The sequence below is a fragment of the Bradyrhizobium altum genome (genome assembly GCF_020889705.1).
GTDB classification, from domain to species: Bacteria; Pseudomonadota; Alphaproteobacteria; order Rhizobiales; family Xanthobacteraceae; genus Bradyrhizobium; species Bradyrhizobium altum.
In genome coordinates this window covers 1-18,975 of sequence record NZ_JACMYP010000178.1, presented here as the reverse complement: position 1 = coordinate 18,975, position 18,975 = coordinate 1, and the positions used below count along the sequence as shown (strand labels likewise).

The following is an 18,975-nucleotide window of genomic DNA, read 5'->3' as shown; positions in this document are numbered from 1 at the left end:
CTTCGGCGGCCGCCGAGCCAGACATCGACAGCGATTGCTCGACATCGGAAGCCAGCGACTTGACCTGGCTTGCGGCTTCGATCGAGGCCGAGACCAGCGTGGTCTGCGCGTCGCGGGCGCCGGACAGCACCGAGGCTGCGGTGGCGCTGCCGGCCGCCTGCAGCGTGCGCTCGACGTCCTCCGACAGCGCCTTGATCTGCGAGGCGACGTCGCCGGATGCGGAGACCAGCGAGACCTGGGCGTCGCGGGCACTGGTGAGGATCGAGTTGGCGGCGCTGGTGCCGACCGCGGTCAGCACGCTCTCGACCTCGGCGGAGCTCTGCTTGAGCTGGTTGCCGACATCCGCGGACACGGTGAGCAGCGCCTGCTGCGCGGTGCGCGCGCCGGTCTGGATGGTTTCGCTGGTGTTGACCACGAGGTTGGTCAGCGAGCGCTCGGCGTCCTCGACATGGGACTTGATGCTCGACGACAACATTTCGGCGCGGGACATCAGGTCCTCGCTCGCCTGGCGGCCGCTGCTCTCGATGCGGCCGGCGACGGCCTCGACGCGCGAGCCCAGCAGGTCCTCGAACTGCGCGACCCGGGTGTCGATGTCACCGGCGATGACGCCGACGCGGCTCTCGATGCCCTGCTGGATATCAGCGAAGCGCGCCGAGATGGTGTCGGTCAGGTTCGAGCTGTGACCGCTGATGGTGTCGACAAGGCGGCTGTTGTGACCGTTGATGGTATCGGCGAGGCGGGTGCTGTGGCCGTTGATGGTGTCGACCAGGCGGTTGCTGTGGCCGTCGATGGTCTCGGTGACGCCGTTGATGCGATGGTCGACCGCGGCGATCGCCTGCACGGTGCCCTCGGTCAGGGTCGTGGTCAGCAGGCCGAGGCGCGAGTCGATCGAGTGGATCGCCTGGGTGGCGCCTTCGGTCAGCTGGGTCGCGAGCGTGCCGAGATGGCCGTCGATGGTGTCGGTGACCGACTTGGCGCGGCTCTCGAAGGTGACTTCGAGCGTCCGCATGCGGCCGTCGATCGCGTCATCCAGCGACTGCAGGCGGCCGTCGAACGAGCCGATCTTGGTGGCGAGCGAGCTGTCGAACGACGACAGCTTGTCGGTCAGCGAGGCGTCGAGGTTGGTGACGCGGCTGCCGAGCGTGGTCTCGAACTGCAGCAGGCGCTGGTCGAGCGAAGCGGTGATCTCGCCGCTATTGCTGGTGACGCGATTGTCGAAGGTGTCGACATAGGTCTTCAGGCTGTCGGCGATGTCCTGGGTCCGCTGGCCCATGCGCTCCACGATGTCGCCGCCGAACGTCTTCACGGTGCGGTCGAATTCCGAGATGTGGCGGGTGATCAGCGCGCCGAGCGTGCCGGAGTCGCGGGCGAATTTCTCGGCGAGCTCGCTGCCGTGGTTCTTCACCAGGTCGTCGAACGCGCTCATCTGCAGCGACAGCGAGTCGTGCGCGGTCTCGGTCTGGCCCACCACCTTGGCGACCAGCGAATTGACGGTGACGTCGAGCGCCTCGCTCGCCCTGTCGCCGGACGTCATGATCTGGCCGGCGAGGCGGTTGCCGGCGTCGTCGATCTTGCTGACGAGGTCGTTGCTGCGCAGCTCGAGCTCGAGCAGCAGCGAGTCCGCGGAATTCTTCAGGGAGTCGTGGACCTCTTCGGTGCGGTCGGAGATGCCGTCGACGATTGCAGACGAACGCTGCTCGAACTCGCCGGTGATGCGGTCGATGCGCTCGTTCAGCATCTCGTGGACGCGGTCGGCCAGATCGACGAACTCGTCATGGACATGGCCGGTCTTGAAGTTGAGGCTGGTGGTGAGCCGCTCGGAGGCGTCCATCACCGCGCGCGTGGTCTCGGCGCTGGCTTCCTCGAGGCGGTCGAGCAGGTCGCCGCCGCGCTCGCCGAGCGCGAGGATCATGTTGTCGCCGGCATGGCTCAGTGCGGTCGTGATGTGCTGGCCGCGCTCTTCCAGCGCGCCGGTGATGCTCTTGGCGACCTCGTCGACGCGCGAGGCAATCGCGTCCGAGATCAGCGCGATGTCATGGCGCAGGTCGATCTGCACGCCGGATATCGCGCTGCGCACCTGCTCGGCCTGGCCGACCAGATTGTCGCGCTGGTGGGCGATGTCCTGCAGCAGCGCGCGGATGCGCACTTCATTGTCGGAATAGGCGCGCTCCAGCGCCGCCACCTCGTTGGCAACCAGGGTCTCGAGTTCGCCGGCGCGCGCGATCGCGCGTTCGACGCCGTCGCCCATCGCCGCGACCTCGCGGCGGATCGCCTGGCCGACCGTCACCATGGAATCGGCGGCGGCGTTTTCCGGCTCGGAGAATCGCATTGCGACCTGCGCCATCGATTGCGCGATCATCTGCATGCGCTGACCGTGCGAGGCGAGGCTGGCGAGATAGTAGAACAGCAGCACCGGAACGGCGAACAGCGCGGCGAGGCCGGCGAGCACCAAGACGCCGGTGCCCTGGGCCATCGAAGCCTGCAGGGCCGGCCAGAACGCGATGGTGAGGATGACGCCGCCGAGCAGCCAGGCGCCGGAGCAGACGAAGAACAGCGTGAAGGCGTTGCGGGCGCGCCCTCCCTGCAGCGTCTGCAGCATCTGGCCGATGGTCTCGCGATCATCATTGGCGGCGCGGCGCGGCGCGCGCGGTTCCTCGATCGGCTCGAACACCGAACGATCGGTATTCGTACGGGACTCGAACGATGCGGCTGAAAAATCCGGAGCTGACGGCGGCAGGCTCGGCGGCGCGGCGCCTTCGTTGAGGGGGCTGCGGCTCTCCGCGCCTTGCTCGCTGATGTTGAGGGCTTCCTGGATGGCAGAAAGCGCGACTTCGGTGGGATCTTTGACCTTCTTGGGAGTGTTCGCCATGTTCAGTCTGAGCCCTCTCACTATTTTACGCGTCGGCGAGCCTGCGATCGTCCCCACGCAAGCTCGAAGCCGGTGCCCACAAGCGGAGCGCAAGCGCCCCCTCGGCGGCTTGTCCGCTACATCCGCAAACATCCTATTGGGAGAGCGATGCGAATGAAATGCTTGCGATTAATACTTTCTTAATCATCGTTAACAGCTTTGCGCCATAAGGCCTTATGGGTACTCGAAATTCCTGCCGGAGAGGCCCGATTGTGTCCGGAAATTGTCCAGAATCGGGCGGTTTTGCCGATCATCCCGACAACAATTCGTTAACCAGTTTCGTGATTGGCTGGGCGAACGGTCCGCCGGTGAAGCCCGGCAGAGACGACAGGGACAGGCCATGCCGCTTCATCTCGAACGGGTTGAATGGACGCAATCGCCGCCGCTCGCGCCGGGCGACGGGCCGATCGACGTCGATCACCTTCGACGGATGACGCTGGGCGACCCGGGGCTGGAGCGGGAAGTGCTGGCGATGTTCTCGAGCCAGTCGGCCCGGATCCTTGGCGAGCTGGCTGCCTTGCCGCCCGAGGCTCCGACCCACGCCCACACCCTGAAAGGATCGGCACGGGCGATTGGCGCCTTCGGCGTCGCCGAGGCGGCCGCCAACCTGGAAACCGCGCTGACCGCCGGTTCCGACCCGGCCCAGCCGCTCGCCGCGCTCGGGGCCGCGATTGCCGAAGCGCGCACGGCGATCGAGCTGATTCTGGGCCGCTCCTAGCCTTGTCGGCCCTCTCCGCGGCCTGCGGCAACGGGTAGGGCGCCGCCCTGGCCGGCCGGCAGGTTTTCGGTCTCCGCGCTAGCGCTGTGCAGATCGACCCGTTATACGACTGCCGGGACCTTTCCAACCATCGTCCGGCGCATTCCGGCAGCACGAGCAATCATGGCCAAAATCCACTTTATCGACCATTCCGGAGAGAAACGCTCCATTGATATCGAGAACGGCGCGACGGTGATGGAAGGCGCGATCCGCAACGCCATTCCCGGCATTGAAGCCGAATGCGGCGGCGCCTGCGCCTGTGCGACCTGCCATGTCTATGTCGATGACGCGTGGCGCGAGAAGGTCGGCGCGCCGTCGCCGATGGAAGAGGACATGCTGGATTTCGGCTTCGACGTGCGTCCGAATTCGCGGTTGTCCTGCCAGATCAAGGTGACCGACGATCTCGACGGACTGGTCGTGTCGACGCCGGAGCGGCAGGCCTAGAGCCCTTCGTTCCGATTGAATCGGAACGGGGCTCCAGATTTTGTTTTGACGCGTTTTCTTCACGCGAACCGGTATCACTTCGCTCGAAAACGCTCTGTCGTCTCCTATTCGCCGTCCGGGTTCACACCGCGACGGACCCAGCGGCGGAAGTTCTGCTTGACCTCCGCCGGCAGCGGCGTCGGTCTGCGCGTGGCCTCATCGATCATCACGGTGACCGCCTTCGCCGACGCCACGCATCTCCCTTCCGAAAATACCACCTGATCGAAAGTGGTCGACGTCCGTCCGAACTTGACGAGACCGAGCCCGAGCTCGATCTGTCCCGGCCAGTGCAGCTCGGCGCGGAAATGGATGTCGAGCCGCACCATGATCCAGCCAAGCCCGGCCGGCATCAGCCCCATGCTGAGGTCCTTCACCAGCGTGACGCGGCCGGTCTCAAAATAGCTCGCATAGACGGCGTTGTTGACGTGCCCATTCGGGTCGAGATCGGCAAAGCGCACATTGTCGGACAGGCGATAGGGAAAGTCTTCCAGGCGCGGTGCATCGTCGGCGCGGACAGGGGCATTCACGAGGGGGATCTCCATCGGTTTCCCGCCCATACAGCCGAGTTGCGCAGGCTCGGCAAGGGGTTGCCGCGCCAGCCGCTGTCCCTATTATGCATGTCCCGATCCGGCCATACTTGGCTGGGCAGGCGAAAGCCGTCCAGTCGATCTCAACTGAAAAGAAGCGGATATGAGCGAAGCGATCAAAACCGATGTGCTGATAATTGGCGCGGGTCCCTGCGGACTGTTCGCCGTGTTCGAACTGGGCCTGCTCGACATGAAGGTGCATCTGGTCGACATCCTCGACAAGATCGGCGGGCAGTGCGCCGAGCTCTATCCGGAGAAGCCGATCTACGACATTCCCGGGATTCCCTTTGTCACCGGCCAGGGCCTGACCGAGCAGCTGCTGGAGCAGATCAAGCCGTTCGGCGCGACCTTCCACCTCAACGAGATGGTGGAGAGCATCGAGAAGATCGGCGATCCCTTGTTCCGCGTGAAGACCGATGCCGGCAAGGAGTTCGAGGTCAAGGTCGTCGTGATCTCCGCGGGCGGCGGTTCGTTCCAGCCGAAGCGTCCGCCGGTGCCGGGCATCGAGGCATATGAGGGCACATCGGTGTTCTATGCCGTGCGCAAGATGGAGCAGTTCCGCGACAAGAACATCCTGATCGTCGGCGGCGGCGACTCCGCGCTCGACTGGACGCTCAACCTGCATCCGATCGCCAAGCGCATCACGCTGCTGCACCGGCGCGACGATTTCCGCGCGGCGCCGCACAGCGTCGAGCAGATGCGCTCGCTGGTCGCCGACGGCAAGATGGATCTGAAGATCGGCCAGGTCACCGCGCTCGAGGGCGCCAACGGTCAACTCTCGGGCGCCGCGCTGAAGGGCAACGACAATGCGATGTCGACGATCACCTGCGATACGATGCTGCCGTTCTTCGGGCTGACCATGAAGCTCGGGCCGGTCGCGAACTGGGGCGTGGCGCTGGAGAACAATCTGGTGCCGGTCGACACCGCAGCGTTCGAGACCAACGTTTCAGGCATCTTCGCGATCGGCGACATCAACACTTATCCGGGCAAGCTGAAGCTCATTCTCTCCGGCTTCCACGAGGGCGCGTTGATGGCGCAGAAGGCGCACCGCTACGTGTATCCCGACAAGCGGCTGGTGTTCCAGTACACAACCTCGTCATCAAGTTTGCAGAAGAAGCTTGGGGTGAACTGATTCCACTTCAGCAGCGACCAATGCCAGGGGCATGGGCCATTGCCCGTGCGGCGCGGGTACTGGAACACTCCGCGAAATGGCCGTAGTCTGCTCGTAATCGAGTTTGTCGATTGATCAGGTGATGATGATGCGGAACACGCTATCCAGACTTCGGCTGATCTTGGCGATCGCTACGGCCTTTGCGCTAGCTGCTCCGCTTGCAGCTTCCGCGGCCGAGCTATCGGCGGCCGGACTCTGGCAGAAGATCGAAGACGGCAAGCCCGAAGGCTGGTTCCTGGTGATCGAGCGCAACGGCCTGTTCGAAGGCATGATCGCAAAGATGTTCTCAGCGCCCGGCGATCCGCCCAATCCGGTCTGCTCGAAATGCACGGACGATCGCAAGGACATGCCCTGGCTTGGCATTCCCCTGATCCGCGACATGAAGCGCAACGGGCTCGCCTATGAAGGCGGCAACGTGCTCGATCCGCGCAACGGCAAGGTCTACAAGGCCAAGATGACGCTGAGCGCCGATGGACAGACGCTGACCATGCGCGGCTATCTCGGCATCTCGCTGTTCGGCAAGGACGAGGTCTGGACCCGGCTGCCGGACACGGCGCTGGCGCAGCTCGATCCCGCTATCGTCGCCAAATATCTGCCCGCGCAAGCAGCAGCGATGAAGCCGCCGCCGCCGGCGCCTTTGCCCGCGACGAAGCGGCACTAGACACCCTCATTGGGATCACGTTGGTTCGCACGCACGCACGCGTGCGGCGTCGCGTGCGTGCAGCGCTCAGCGTTGCACCGGTGCCGTCGGCAATGGCGCGACCGGCTCGGAGATCACCTCAGGCACCGTCGTGTTCAACTGAAGCACGGTGGCGGCTGCGGGGACCGCGGCATCGGCCATCGCCGCATGGCCTTCGGCGCTCGGATGCACCGCGCCGCCATACACGGCCGATAGGATGCCCCATGTCGCATCGTGGATGTCGGTTGGCTGCATCGAGGACGGCAGGCCCTGCGGGTAGGTCATCGCCGCGAAATAGCTGTCATTGGCGTCGCGGATCCAACGCGCACGCGGCAGGTAGGCGCGGTATTCGCCAGCGCTGCGGCCGCATTTGAGCGGCTGGTTGGCCGCGGCGACGATGTCGGAGACGAAGCTGTCGCCGTTGGCGGCGAAGCAGTCGCGGTCGAACTCCGGATCGGTCGACGCGCGTGCGCAGAAGCCGTGGCTTGCAAACGCATCCTGGTGCGCATCGACGAAGGTCATGCGGTCGGCCTGCGGATTGCGGCAGATGATGCCGGACTGGCACTGCGCGATCGCCTTTAGCTGCGGCAGGAACTCGTTCTGCACGAAGCCCGAGACCGCCGCGACCCGCTTGGGATCGGCGTTGAACGAGGGATGGATCTCGAAGCCGGCGCGGCCGCCGGGGCAGGGCGCGCCGCCATTGGCCAGCGCCGGATTGGCGTAGGCCGTGTAGACCACGTGCGAGAGGTCGCCGCCGACCAAAGGCTTCAGGGCATCGCGCAGCTTGGCGAAATCGGCCGGCAGCTCGCGCGCCAATGCCGAACGGGCATCGTCGACGCTGGCCATCGAGCCGCCCTGGCTGAACAGCGTGCGTTCGGTCGGCGTGTCGACGATCACGTTGGCGACGAGGCCGGAGAAGTAGATGTCGTTGGCGCCGACCGACAGCAGCACGAGATCGAGCGTGCGGTCCGGCTGCCGGCGCTTGACGGCTGCGAGTGCCGTGCGCAGCTCCGCGATCTGGCCGTTGACGGTGCCCGAGCAGGTGTTGGCGGTTTTCGTCGGCAGACATTCCCGCGCCTGCTGCGAGCCGAGCAGACCGTCGGCGATGGTGGCGCCGGTGCAGGCCAGCGGCAGATAGGTCACCGCGATGTGCGGATATTGCACGGCGAGCGCAAGCGCGGTGCGGGTCTGGTAGCTGTACAGCGAACGGTGACAGGCCGAGTTGAGCCACAGCGCGCTCTGGCGCTGCCAGTTGGTCAGGGTGTCGGGCGCTTCGCAGGCGCGGCCGCCTTTGTAGCCGGCGCGGCTCGGCCGGTAGTATTGCGCCCCGCCGAGATAGGAGCGGAAGCAGAACCCCTCGTCGGAGAGTGCAATCGCGCGATCCGGATTGCCTTCGCCGGATGCGATGCTGTCGCCGAGGCCGGCGATCAGCAAATCGCGCACCGCGATCTGGGTCGTCAGGCGCTGGTTGGCATCCGAGCCGCTGGCGACATCGACGGTCGCGACCGTGGTGCGGCCGTAGCGGACGCGCAGATTGACCGGCTCGGCGCAATCGAATGTCGAGGATTGCGGCCCGTCGCCATCGTCGAACGACCAGGCGCAGGTCGCGCCGACCGGAACCGGACCCGTGAGCCGCACCACGATCGGGTGATCGATCGGCGTCAGATAGCTTTCCTTGACGTTGTCGCGGGTGCAGGGCTCGCTGACGCGGCCTTGCAGGTCGATGCAGAGCCGGTTGACCGTGTTGCGCGCCCAGCCGCGGCCGTCGCTTTGCAGTTCCAGCCCCTGTTCCGAGGCCAGCACGCTGCGGCCGAGCCCGCTTTCGACATGCAGACGGAAGTCGCGTTCCTCGCGGAACAGCCGGAAGCGGTTGCGGACCTCCCAGGAGATCGAGAGCTGGGTATCCTGCGCGTCGGCGGCTGAAGCCAATACCGCCGCGAGCGCGCCGCCGAGCAGCACGCTGCAGACCGTGACACGAAACGAAAATCGAACCAAGGAGCCAATCATGGCGCGGTTTGACGCGAGTGGTACGGCGAAAATAAGAGAAGCGGCTGCAGAGACCAACAATCCGGGATCGAAACCGGGACTGAAAGCAGGGGCCCTGGGACCGATAACGTTCGCTGTTACCGCCTCAGCCGCCTGATCTGCTGCTGCCGGCTTTCGATCGGTTGCCGCACGGTCGCCGAAGCCGTGCAGGCTTGGCTGAGTCTTTTTCGTTCCTGCCAGGGCCGCACCACGTTGAGCCACAGCTCGCGCATGCCCATGATCGAGATCGAGATCCCGAACGGGATCAGGAAATAGAGGATACGGAACACGACCAGCGTCGCCAGCAATTGCTCCTTGCTGAACTCCGGCAGCGCCACCAGCATCGCAGCGTCGAACACGCCGATCGAGCCGGGGGCGTGGCTCGCAAAGCCGAGCAGCGTCGCCAGGATGAACACCACCGCCAGCGAGACGAAGTCGATATGCGGCTCGGTCGGCATCAGGAGATACATCGCGAGCGCGCAGAAGCCGAGATCGACCACGCCGATGATGATCTGCAGCAGCGTCAGCTTGGCCGAGGGCAGCACCACCTTCCAGCCGTTCTGGCCGAGCTCGCGGCGCTTCTCGCCGGTCAGGAGCCAGACGAAATAGGCGCCGATGCCGGCAAGGCAGCCGAGCGCGATCAGCCGGTTCATCGCCGGCGGCAGCAGGTCCATCGCCGACGCGGCGGCCGGGTGCCAGGCCATGCCGAAGCCGAGCACGAACAGATTGCCGAGCCAGAAGGTCAGGCCCGAGAGAAAGCAGATCTTGGCGACGTCGATCGCGGAGAGGCCGTAATCGGAATAGATCCGGAAGCGGATCGCGCCGCCGGTAAAGACCGTGGCGCCGATATTGTGGCCGATCGTGTAGCTGGTGAAGCTCGACAGCGCTGCGATGCGGTAGGGGACGTGGGTCTTGCCAATCGTGCGCAGTGCGAAGAAGTCATAGAAGGTCAGCGTGCAGAACGCCCCGACCACGCAGAGCGCCGCGAGCGCGATCCGGTGCGGCGCGATGTCGGTCAGCGCGGTGAGGATGATGCCGGTATCGACGCCCTTCAGGGTGTGGACCAGCGTCGTGACCGCGAACGCGATGATGAGCACGCTCGCAGCGATCCCGAGCCGTTTCCAGCCGATCTTTTCCTTGAAGCCACGCCCAAGCGTGGTCAGCAGCCGAAGCATTCATCCTCCCGGCAGGGACAATTTCAGTGGGACCCGGTCACGGACGGCGACGGGTGACGGGCAAACGCACCGTACGCGATGACCCATAAGGCAAAACCGATGCGTTGTGCAGCCCTTGACAATCCAACCTTCGGCTCCCGTCCAGCATTGTTGTCATACTGGCTACATATGTTCTCGCTCTGCGGAATGTGAGTCGCGGCCATGTCGTCGTCCGCGACGGGACCACTGCATGTTCCGCCGTCCTTCAGCCGTTCCAGGCGATTTCGTCGGCATTTTTGCCGATTTTGCTGCCGTCGCAGCGCCACTGCGGGGCCGTCGGAGCGGAGCGAATAGACGATATGCATCAGCGTGGGGGACGTCGGGGCCGGCTGCGGCGTTTACCAAAGCGTGAAGTCGATGTGCGCATCTGCGTGATCCGGCTGTGGACCGCCGTTCGGGCCGGAATGAGGCGCCCGGGGGGCGGTCCGTAGGTCTATTGAGGCAAAACGCCGCGCAACGACGCGCGGCCACATGGCCCCGGCCGGCATGGCGATTCCACACTTCGATCCGTAGCGAAGTATCATTGAGAAACGAAGACCTATCTCTCGCATTGGTTGCGCAGAGCGAGGTCAAGACCATGCAACAGACATCCCTGAACCTCCGGCGCGTGCCGGACCAGCGCGCGGCGTCGCATCAGCAGGCGACCGGGCTTGCGGCGACGTTGACGCTCGCCGCGATGAGCCTCGGTTACGGCGTCGTGCAGCTCGACGTCACCATCGTCAACACGGCGCTCAACGCCATCGGCGGCTCGCTCGGCGGCGGCGTTGCCGAGCTGCAATGGGTGGTCAGCGCCTACACCATCGCGTTTGCCGCCTTCATCCTGACCGCGGGCGCGCTCGGCGACCGGACCGGCGCCAAGCGCGTTTTCATGGCCGGCTTTGCCATCTTCACCACAGCGTCGGTCGGGTGCGCCATCGCGCCTGATGCCGTGACGCTGATCGCCGCGCGCTGCGTGCAGGGGCTGGCCGCGGCTATCCTGGTGCCGAACTCACTCGCGCTGCTCCGCCACGTCTATACGGACGAGAAGGCGCGCGGACGCGCGGTCGGCGTCTGGGCCGCAGGCGCGAGCATTGCGCTGACCGCAGGCCCGTTCGTCGGCGGCGGCCTGATCACGCTGGTCGGCTGGCGCGCGATCTTCCTGGTCAATCTGCCGATCGGCCTGGCCGGGCTGTGGCTTGCCTGGCGCTTTGCCGGCGAAACCACGCGCCATCACCAGCACCGGCTCGATCTGCCGGGACAAATTGCCGCGATCGCCGCGCTCGGCACGCTGGCCGGCGCGCTCATCGAGGGCGGCGCGCTCGGGTGGGACAGCCCATTCGTGGTCGCAGGCTTCGCTCTGGCGGCCGTCTTCTCCGTGCTGTTCGTCTGGCGTGAGGCGCGCGCGGCGCAGCCGATGTTGCCACTCTCGCTGTTCAGTAACAGGATGTTTGCCCTGACCTCGCTGGTCGGCCTGCTGGTGAACGTTGCGTTCTACGGCCTGATCTTCGTGCTCAGCCTCTACTTCCAGCAAGTCAACGGGCTGTCGGCGTTCGCCACCGGCCTCGCATTCGTGCCGATGCTCGGCGCCGTGCTGCCCGCCAACCTGATCGCGCCGCATCTCGCGGAGCGGATCGGCGCGCCGGGGACGATCGCGCTCGGCGCCGTGGTTTCGGCTGCCGGATGCCTGGCGATGCTGTTCATCGGTCCAGGTACCGGCTATCTCGCGATCTGCCCGCAACGGCTGGCAATCAGCGGCGGCCTCGGCCTGCTGGTGCCGCCCCTGACATCGGCGCTGCTCGGCAGCGCCGAGCCGCAGCATGCCGGGATCGCGGCCGGGGTGCTGAATGCGACCCGGCAGACCGGCAGCGTGCTTGGTGTCGCGCTGTTCGGCTCGATGGTCGGTCGGTCCGCGGCCTTCATTTCCGGCCTGCATGCGGCACTCGTGATCTCCGCCGGCGTATTGCTTGCCGCCGCCGCGCTGATCTGGATCGGCGCATCATCACAAGCGCGGCAATGAGCGAGGCCGTCGTTGCGCGGTCGCGGCGCGGCATCTAACTTTGCGCGATCGGGGACTGTCGCCGAGGGGGCTGATCAGATGCCTGCGCCAATCGACCGTCGTCTGTTGCTGCGCCGCGCCGCCATGCTCGGCGCGTCGCTGCCATTTGCCAACCTGATCGGTCCGGCCCGCGGCGAGGCGCCCGGCCTGATCGCGCGCAGGGTGTTCTTCGACAATCCCGATTACATCAATGTCCGTCTGAGCCCGGACGGGACGCAGCTGTCCTATGTCGCGCCGCTCGACGGTGTGAACAACCTCTGGGTCGCTCCGCTGTCCGATCTCAAGGCGGCGCGGCCGGTAACCCGCGTCACCGATCGCAACATCTCGGGCGGCTATCGCTGGGCACATACCAACCGCCATGTGGTGTTCTTCCGCGAGCGCGACGGCGACGAAAACTGGCGTGCCGCCAGCGTCGACATCACCGACGGGAAGATTGTGCCGTTAACGCCGGAGACCGGCGTCAAGGCCTTCCTGCAGGAGTCCGATCGCAAATTCCCCGAGGAGATGCTGCTGCGGCACAACCAGCGCGACAAGCGCTACTTCGACATGTACCGCGTCAACATCGTGACCGGCGCCAGCGAACTCGTCTACGAGAACCACGACTATATCGCGCTGATCACCGACAGCACATTCCAGCTCCGCCTGGCGTCCCGCCTGATCGCAGACGGCTCCGCCGAGGTGTTCGAGCGCGGTCCGGACGGCAACTGGGCGCCGTTCATGACGGTGCCGATCGCCGAAACCGATACGACCCAGCTGCTGGATTTCAGCGCCGACGGCAAGACGCTGTACCTGATCGACTCGCGCGGCCGCGACAAGGCGGCGTTGTTCGCCCTCGACATGGCGACGCGCCAGACCACGCTGCTTGCCGCCGATGACGACGCCGACATCGTGCGCGCGGTCTTCGACGAGAATCGCCGGCCATTGGCGGCGCTGGCGATCACAGACCGGATGCGCTGGCACGCCGTCGATCAAAGCGTCGCCCACGACCTCGCCGATCTGGGCCGCTACGGCGCCGGCGACATCAGCTTTGTCAGCAACAGCGACGATCTTCGGCTCGGCACGGTCCATTTCGAACGCGACACCGAGAGCGGTGAATACGCGCTGCTCGACCGCAAGACGCGCGAGGTGCGCAAGCTCTACACCCAGCACCGTGCGCTCCACGGTCTCGCGTTGCGCAAGCTCGAGCCGGTCGTGATCCCCTCGCGCGATGGCCTGCGCCTCAACTGCTACCTGACCCGGCCGACCGAGGCCGCAGCCGGCACGGTGCCGCTGGTGCTGGTGATCCACGGCGGGCCGTATTACCGCGACACCTGGGGGTTCAGCCCGGTCCATCAATGGCTCGCCAACCGGGGTTATGCGGTGCTTGCCGTCAACTACCGCGGCTCGACCGGCTTCGGCAAAGCCTTCATCACGGCCGCCGACCACGAGTGGGGCGGCAAGATGCATGACGACCTGATCGATGCGGTCGATTGGGCGATCGCGCAGGGCATCGCCGATCCGAAGCGGGTCGGCTTCTTCGGCGGCAGCTATGGCGGCTATTCGGCGCTGGTCGCCGCGACCAAAACGCCCGACGTGTTCGCCTGCATCGTCGACCTGTTCGGCATCTCCAATCTCGTCACCTTCATGGCGACGATCCCGCCCTATTGGGGTCCGTGGATCAGCGTCTGGAAAAACCGGCTCGGTGATCCCGCCACCGAGACCGGCCGCGCGTTCCTGGTCGAACGTTCGCCGCTGACCCACATCGAGCGTGCCGTGAAGCCGATCCTGATCGCGCAGGGCATGCGTGACGTGAGGGTTGTGGCGGCCGAGTCCGAGCAGATGGTCAATGCGCTCAAGCAGCGTGGCGTGCCCGTGACCTACATCACATTCGCCGACGAGGGGCACGGCTTTGTGCGGCCGGAAAATCGGCTTGCCTTCTACGGCGTCACCGAAGCGTTCCTCGCCAAGCATCTCGGCGGTAGTTGCCAGCCGATCGGAAACGATTTCGCCGGCTCGTCGCTCAAGGTCGAGACCGGGGCTGAACTGGTGCCCGGGTTGCGCGGCTAGGACGAACTGCGCCAGCGGATTGCGGTTTTCCCTGATTGTCTCGCGTCCATTCAAGGCTTTTTCACCATGCGTGAAGCCTTGTTGCGGTGCGGTTACCGTTCGTACACGAATGCGCTTGTTTTTATGGGTCCATAAATGGGGCCTATAATGTATCGCGTTCTAACCTGTCTCACCCTGGAACATGACTGGCGGTTGGTCGTCCTCGGTGGCGTGATCTGTCTGCTCGCCAGCGCCGTCGCGATCAGCCTGTTTCACCGCGCTCGCGCCGCAGAAGGCCGAGCCCGCGAGATCTGGATCGGTCTCGATGCGGCAGTCGGCGGTTGCGGCATCTGGGCCACCCATTTCGTCGCCATGCTGGCGTACGATCCCGGCATCGAGGCCGGATACAACATTCCGATCACGCTGCTGTCGCTGGTGCTCGCGGTCGCGATCCTGGCCGTCGGCCTGGCGGTCGCAACGCTCAACGAACGCTGGCAGACGGTCGCCGCCGGTGGCGCGATCGTCGGCGTCGGTGTCGCGGCGATGCATTACACCGGCATGCTGGGGCTGGAACTGCCCGCGCGCATCGTCTGGTCGCCCGGCATCGTCATCGCATCGATCGTATTCGGAAGCCTTTTTGGCGCGCTTGCGCTGGTCGTTGCCACGCGCGGCGAACGCCTTGGCACCACAGCGGCTGCGACCGGTCTTCTGACGGTTGCGATCGTCTCGCATCATTTCACCGGGATGGGTGCGGTGACGCTGGTCCCGGATCCGACGATCGTTCCCGACGGACTCTCGGTCTCGCCGCGCGTGCTCTCCTTCATGACCGCGGTTGCGGCCTTCGCGATCCTCGGCCTCTCGCTGATCGCCTCCATCCTCGATCGTCGCGCCAAGACCGAGCTTCACAAGCAGAAGGTGGTGCTGGATACCGCGCTCGAGAACATGTCGCAGGGACTGTGCATGTTCGATGCCGATGGCCGCATCATGCTGTTCAACGAGCGCTACAGCGAGATCATGGGGCGCAATCGCGTGCCGCTGCAGGGGCGACTGCTGATCGACGTCCTGCAGGACCTGCATTCCATCGGTGAGTGGGACGGCGATCCCGAGGAATTCTGCAACGCGCTCGTCGCGGAGGCCAAGGCCGGCCACAGCGCGACGCGGATCGTCAGCCGCAACGAGCGCGCGATTCGTGTCGTCGATCAGCCGATGAAGGGCGGCGGCTGGGTCGCGACCTTCGAAGACATCACCGAATGGCAGCTGGCCCAGGAACAGATTTCACACATGGCGCGGCATGACGCGCTGACCAACCTGCCGAACCGGACGCTGTTCCGCGAGCAGCTCGAGAAGGCCTCGCGATTGGCCAAGCGCTCCGACCAGCTGGCGGTGCTCTGCCTCGATCTCGATCATTTCAAGGAGATCAACGACACGCTCGGACATCCGATCGGCGACGCGCTGCTGCGCGAGGTCGCGCGCCGGCTGGGCGAATGCGTGACCGAGCACGACACCGTGGCGCGGCTCGGCGGCGACGAATTCGCCATCGTGCGGTTCTGCAGCAACTGCGAGCCGTCCGTGGTGTCGTCGTTGGCAAGTGCGGTGGTCGAGCGGATCGCCGCACCCTATGAGATCAGAGGCCATCAGCTCGTGATCGGCGTCAGCATCGGCATCTCGCTCGCGCCCGAGGACGGCAAGGATCCCGACGAGCTGCTGCAAAAGGCCGATCTCGCGCTATACCGCGCCAAGGCCGACGGCCGCGGCACCTACCGGTTCTTCGAGGCCGGGATGGATGCGCGCGCGCAGGCGCGCCGCCTGCTCGAGCGCGACCTGCGGCTCGCGCTCCAGCGCGACGAGTTCGAGGTCTATTATCAGCCGATCCGCGATGTCGTGGGCGATCGGGTCGTCGCCTTCGAGGCGCTGGTGCGCTGGAATCATTCGCTGCGCGGGCTGATCGTACCGAACAATTTCATTCCGGTCGCCGAAGAAACCGGGCTGATCGTGCCGCTGGGCGAGATCGTGCTGCGCAAGGCTTGCGCCGAGGCGGTGAGATGGCCTGCGGACATCGCGGTCGCCGTCAACCTGTCTCCGGTGCAGTTCAAGAACCCGAATCTGGTGCCGTCGGTCAAGGCGGCGCTGGAGGCGTCGGGCCTGTCGGCGGATCGGCTCGAGCTCGAGATTACCGAATCGGTGCTGCTGCAGAACAGCGAGGCGACGCTCGCGGTGCTGCACGAGCTGCGCGGTTTCGGCGTCCGGATCTCGCTGGACGATTTCGGCACCGGCTATTCCTCGCTGAGCTATCTGCGCAGCTTCCCGTTCGACAAGATCAAGATCGACCGTTCCTTCGTGACCGACCTTGCGACGCGCGAGGACTCGATGGCGATCGTGCGCGCCGTCACCGGTCTTGGCAAAAGCCTCGGCATCGTCACCACCGCCGAGGGGGTCGAGACCGATACCCAGTTCGACCTGCTGCGTCAGGAAGGCTGCACGCAGGCGCAGGGCTACCTGTTCAGCCCGCCGCGGCCGGCGGCGGACGTCGCCAAGATGCTGCGCCGGGTACCGGAACGGTCGGTCGCCTAGCTCCTGCGCTGGGCAAAATAGGCGCCGCAAAACGCCATCACGGCGCCGAGGCACAGCGCGGAGAGACCGGCGAGCACGGCGGAAATGGTCGAGACCGTGCTCGGCGCCGCCGCGGCCTGGCCGGCGCCGGCCAGCATCAGCACGCCGACGACGATCAGGAACTGCCGCATCTGCTGCGGGATCTGGCCGGCCACCGCGCTGTGCATCAGATGGGCGGTGAAGTAGCCGCCCGAAAACCCGACGCTCGCGATCAGCCACCAGGCGATCGCCGCGCCTGCCGGCATGAACTCGTGGGTATCGGAGCGCCACAGGCCGCCGAGATCGAGCCCGTACCGCGCGCCGAGCATGTGCACGGCAAGCGCCAGCAGCACGCCGGATATCATCGCGCCGCCGAGAATGAGGTAACGCGGAAAATAGGTCGTCTCGGGCATGGCTCGCTTGTAGGATAGGCGTGACATCCCATGCAAGCGCGCGGATGTGTCCGAACAGGTGGAACGGCGGATTGCCAACAACGTTGCAGGACCGGCCGGACGCAGGCGAGGGCACAGCGGTGCGCTATGCCTACAAGGCCTCATTGATCGGCTCGGCGCACCAGTTCGAGCTGACCGACGACGGGTTGTCGTGGCGGATCGCCGGCAGGTCGGGCGTGTGGGATTACGCCGACATCTCCGCCGTCAAACTGTCCTACCGCCCGGTCTCGATGCAGCAGCAGCGGTTTCGCGCCGACATCGACAATGCCAAAGGCGGGCGGATCGCGATCCTGTCGACCACCTGGCAGACCGCGACGCTGGTCGCACCGCAGGGCCATCTCTACCGCGACTTCATCGTCGAGCTGCATCGCCGGATGCAGGCGGCGGGCAGCACGGCCAGGCTGGTCGGAGGCCTCGGGCCGAAGACATATACCGCGGCGCTGGCGCTGCTGGCGTGCCTTGCGATGGCAATGACCGGATTGCTGGTGATGGCGCTGCTGGCTGCGAACTGGATGGGCGCGCTGTTCCTGGTCGGCTTTGCCGCGCTGTTCACCTGGCAGGTCGGTGGCTTCGTCACCCGCAACCGCCCGCGGCGCTACGGCTTCGATCAATTGCCCGATACGCTTTTGCCGAAGGCGGTTCGCAATCAGTGAGGCGGCCGCTCGTGCGACCGGACTGTAAGCAGGCTGTAAGCAACCCGCTGTAAACTTGCCAACCGATTTGCTTCAAGCTGGAGTGTCAGATGACAATCCGGACCCCCATTCTGGCTCTATGCCTCGTGCTTTCGAGCATCTCCCCGGCTCTTTCCAAGGGCAGCGTAGGCAACAAACATGATCCGCTTGATCACAATCACGTCGACAATCTGCCGCCCGACGTGCGGCAATACGTTGCCGGAATTTGCAAGGGAACGCCGGTCGCGCAGCACGACTTTGCGACCTACTCACCGCAAGAGAAGCGCTGGCGGATCAACCTCGAATATCTGCAGTGCGGCGTGATCGGGGAATATCGCAGAGGCAACCAGTGCCTGGATGTGGATTTCGTAGCCGAGGGCGCCCATTTTCGTCTCGTGAGAAAGACGTATGCGGCCTGTGGCTTTTGATGCTCTGGCGCTCGGATCAACGAGAATAGGCCGCTGCGAGTGCCGCGATCGCGAGTGCCACCTTTATTCGATTCTGGACTGCTGCGCCGCTTCGGAGTGAGCGTGCGATGTCATTCCGTCGAATCAAAATCCTCCTCGGTCGCGCTCAGCATTCCCGCCAACGTCCGCAGGCCGAGGTCGAGTTGCTCCATCGGCGGCGCGGCTAGCGCGAGCCGCACCGCATTGGGCGCGTGCCCCGGCGTGGCGGCGAAGGTGGTCGACGGCGTCAGCGCGATGTCACGGCGCGCTGCCGCCGCGACCAGGGTCTGCGAGCGCCAGTGCGGCGGCAGGGTCAGCCAGAGGTGATAGGACTTCGGGTTGGTCTGGATCTCGAAATCGGCCAGATGCTTCGCCGCCAGCTGCTGGCGACGGCCGGCGTCGATCCGCTTCAGCCGTGACAATTCGGCGGCGGTGCCGTCGGCCATCAGCCGCTGTCCTGCGGCGAAGGCGTAGCCCGACGCGGTCCAGCCGCCCGAGCGCACCGCGGCCATGATGCTCTCGCGCAGCCGCGGCGGCGTGACGATGAAGCCGAGCGCGAGGCCCGGTGCGACCTTCTTCGACAGGCTGTCGAGCACGATGCAGCTGTCCGGCGCGAGTGCGGCCAGCGGCACCTCATCGTCGAGGAAGCCGTAGACGCCGTCCTCGATGACGACAAGGCCGAGCTTCTCCACCACGCGCAACAGCTCGGCGCGACGCTCGGCCGGCATCGTGATGCTGAGCGGGTTCTGGATCGTCGGCTGGATGTAGATCGCGGACAGATGCGCCTCGCGGTGCGCCTTCTGCACCGCGTCGGGGCGGACGCCGTGCTCGTCCATCGCGAGCGGCACCAGCGAGATGCCAAGCCGCGCGGCAATGCCCTTCACGAACGGATAGGTCAGCGCCTCGACGCCGCAGCGGCCGCCGGGCGGCACG

15 protein-coding genes are annotated in these 18,975 nt (G+C 65.7%); 9 read left to right on the top strand and 6 right to left on the bottom strand.

Going from position 1 to position 18,975, the window contains the following annotated elements; genetic code table 11:
- Positions 1–2,869: apolipoprotein A-IV repeat region-like domain-containing protein (locus H8B02_RS32650; RefSeq protein ID WP_446471717.1), on the bottom strand; the 2,869-nt coding region annotated here is incomplete at its 3' end.
- 379 nt (positions 2,870–3,248) lie between these two features.
- On the opposite strand from H8B02_RS32650, the gene H8B02_RS32645 reads away from it, so the two are divergent.
- Both H8B02_RS32645 and H8B02_RS32640 read left to right on the top strand, forming a co-directional pair.
- Positions 3,249–3,626 (top strand): Hpt domain-containing protein, encoded by a 378-nt coding sequence (locus H8B02_RS32645; RefSeq protein WP_229169991.1) that lies wholly within the window; start codon positions 3,249–3,251, stop codon positions 3,624–3,626.
- Positions 3,627–3,788: 162 nt separating this feature from the next.
- Positions 3,789–4,109 (top strand): 2Fe-2S iron-sulfur cluster-binding protein, encoded by a 321-nt coding sequence (locus tag H8B02_RS32640; protein ID WP_092115454.1) that lies wholly within the window; start codon positions 3,789–3,791, stop codon positions 4,107–4,109.
- Between the two features lie 104 nt (positions 4,110–4,213).
- Here the strand turns inward: H8B02_RS32640 and H8B02_RS32635 are convergent, their stop codons facing one another.
- Positions 4,214–4,675 (bottom strand): acyl-CoA thioesterase, encoded by a 462-nt coding sequence (locus H8B02_RS32635; RefSeq protein WP_028337718.1) that lies wholly within the window; start codon positions 4,673–4,675, stop codon positions 4,214–4,216.
- 163 nt (positions 4,676–4,838) lie between these two features.
- On the opposite strand from H8B02_RS32635, the gene H8B02_RS32630 reads away from it, so the two are divergent.
- Positions 4,839–5,867 carry an NAD(P)/FAD-dependent oxidoreductase gene (locus H8B02_RS32630; protein WP_229169989.1) on the top strand — a complete coding sequence of 343 codons (1,029 nt, stop codon included), beginning with the start codon at positions 4,839–4,841 and terminating at the stop codon, positions 5,865–5,867.
- Positions 5,868–5,994: 127 nt separating this feature from the next.
- On the top strand, positions 5,995–6,567 hold the full coding sequence (locus H8B02_RS32625; RefSeq protein ID WP_229169987.1) for a DUF2147 domain-containing protein: 573 nt from the start codon (positions 5,995–5,997) through the stop codon (positions 6,565–6,567).
- Between the two features lie 66 nt (positions 6,568–6,633).
- Here H8B02_RS32625 and H8B02_RS32620 read toward each other — a convergent pair whose 3' ends face one another.
- Positions 6,634–8,592, bottom strand: a complete 1,959-nt coding sequence (locus H8B02_RS32620) for an SGNH/GDSL hydrolase family protein (RefSeq protein WP_376711735.1) — start codon at positions 8,590–8,592, stop codon at positions 6,634–6,636.
- 116 nt (positions 8,593–8,708) lie between these two features.
- Entirely contained in the window at positions 8,709–9,785 is a 1,077-nt protein-coding gene (locus H8B02_RS32615; protein ID WP_229169985.1) for a lysylphosphatidylglycerol synthase transmembrane domain-containing protein, read from the bottom strand.
- Positions 9,786–10,401: 616 nt separating this feature from the next.
- Between H8B02_RS32615 and H8B02_RS32610 the strand changes: the two genes are divergently transcribed.
- The 3 genes from H8B02_RS32610 to H8B02_RS32600 all read left to right on the top strand — a co-directional run bounded on the left by H8B02_RS32610 (position 10,402) and on the right by H8B02_RS32600 (position 16,455).
- On the top strand, positions 10,402–11,820 hold the full coding sequence (locus H8B02_RS32610) for an MFS transporter (protein WP_229169984.1): 1,419 nt from the start codon (positions 10,402–10,404) through the stop codon (positions 11,818–11,820).
- Positions 11,821–11,898: 78 nt separating this feature from the next.
- Positions 11,899–13,905: a S9 family peptidase gene (locus tag H8B02_RS32605; protein ID WP_229169983.1), complete on the top strand. Its 2,007-nt coding sequence runs from the start codon at positions 11,899–11,901 to the stop codon at positions 13,903–13,905.
- A gap of 147 nt (positions 13,906–14,052) precedes the next feature.
- Positions 14,053–16,455: an EAL domain-containing protein gene (locus tag H8B02_RS32600; RefSeq protein ID WP_229169981.1), complete on the top strand. Its 2,403-nt coding sequence runs from the start codon at positions 14,053–14,055 to the stop codon at positions 16,453–16,455.
- Here the strand turns inward: H8B02_RS32600 and H8B02_RS32595 are convergent.
- Positions 16,452–16,886 (bottom strand): hypothetical protein, encoded by a 435-nt coding sequence (locus H8B02_RS32595; protein WP_229169980.1) that lies wholly within the window; start codon positions 16,884–16,886, stop codon positions 16,452–16,454. The two genes, H8B02_RS32600 and H8B02_RS32595, sit on opposite strands and share 4 nt — an antisense overlap.
- Positions 16,887–16,969: 83 nt before the next feature.
- On the opposite strand from H8B02_RS32595, the gene H8B02_RS32590 reads away from it, so the two are divergent.
- Together H8B02_RS32590 and H8B02_RS32585 are read left to right on the top strand one after the other, a co-directional pair.
- Positions 16,970–17,578 carry a hypothetical protein gene (locus tag H8B02_RS32590; RefSeq protein WP_376711736.1) on the top strand — a complete coding sequence of 203 codons (609 nt, stop codon included), beginning with the start codon at positions 16,970–16,972 and terminating at the stop codon, positions 17,576–17,578.
- A gap of 89 nt (positions 17,579–17,667) precedes the next feature.
- Positions 17,668–18,024 carry a hypothetical protein gene (locus H8B02_RS32585; RefSeq protein WP_229169978.1) on the top strand — a complete coding sequence of 119 codons (357 nt, stop codon included), beginning with the start codon at positions 17,668–17,670 and terminating at the stop codon, positions 18,022–18,024.
- 110 nt (positions 18,025–18,134) lie between these two features.
- Here the strand turns inward: H8B02_RS32585 and H8B02_RS32580 are convergent.
- The coding region (locus tag H8B02_RS32580) for an aminotransferase-like domain-containing protein (RefSeq protein ID WP_229169977.1) at positions 18,135–18,975 on the bottom strand (841 nt) is incomplete at its 5' end.

What these genes read in the sequence shown, in the direction of transcription:
- H8B02_RS32645 (WP_229169991.1), top strand. Translation starts at nt 3,249, where the DNA reads ATGCCGCTTCATCTCGAACGGGTTGAATGGACGCAATCGCCGCCGCTC.
- H8B02_RS32625 (WP_229169987.1), top strand. Translation starts at nt 5,995, where the DNA reads ATGCGGAACACGCTATCCAGACTTCGGCTGATCTTGGCGATCGCTACG.
- H8B02_RS32605 (WP_229169983.1), top strand. Translation starts at nt 11,899, where the DNA reads ATGCCTGCGCCAATCGACCGTCGTCTGTTGCTGCGCCGCGCCGCCATG.
- H8B02_RS32585 (WP_229169978.1), top strand. Translation starts at nt 17,668, where the DNA reads ATGACAATCCGGACCCCCATTCTGGCTCTATGCCTCGTGCTTTCGAGC.
- H8B02_RS32615 (WP_229169985.1), bottom strand. Translation starts at nt 9,785, where the DNA reads ATGCTTCGGCTGCTGACCACGCTTGGGCGTGGCTTCAAGGAAAAGATC.
- H8B02_RS32610 (WP_229169984.1), top strand. Translation starts at nt 10,402, where the DNA reads ATGCAACAGACATCCCTGAACCTCCGGCGCGTGCCGGACCAGCGCGCG.
- H8B02_RS32620 (WP_376711735.1), bottom strand. Translation starts at nt 8,592, where the DNA reads ATGATTGGCTCCTTGGTTCGATTTTCGTTTCGTGTCACGGTCTGCAGC.
- H8B02_RS32600 (WP_229169981.1), top strand. Translation starts at nt 14,053, where the DNA reads ATGTATCGCGTTCTAACCTGTCTCACCCTGGAACATGACTGGCGGTTG.
- H8B02_RS32640 (WP_092115454.1), top strand. Translation starts at nt 3,789, where the DNA reads ATGGCCAAAATCCACTTTATCGACCATTCCGGAGAGAAACGCTCCATT.
- H8B02_RS32630 (WP_229169989.1), top strand. Translation starts at nt 4,839, where the DNA reads ATGAGCGAAGCGATCAAAACCGATGTGCTGATAATTGGCGCGGGTCCC.
- H8B02_RS32595 (WP_229169980.1), bottom strand. Translation starts at nt 16,886, where the DNA reads ATGCCCGAGACGACCTATTTTCCGCGTTACCTCATTCTCGGCGGCGCG.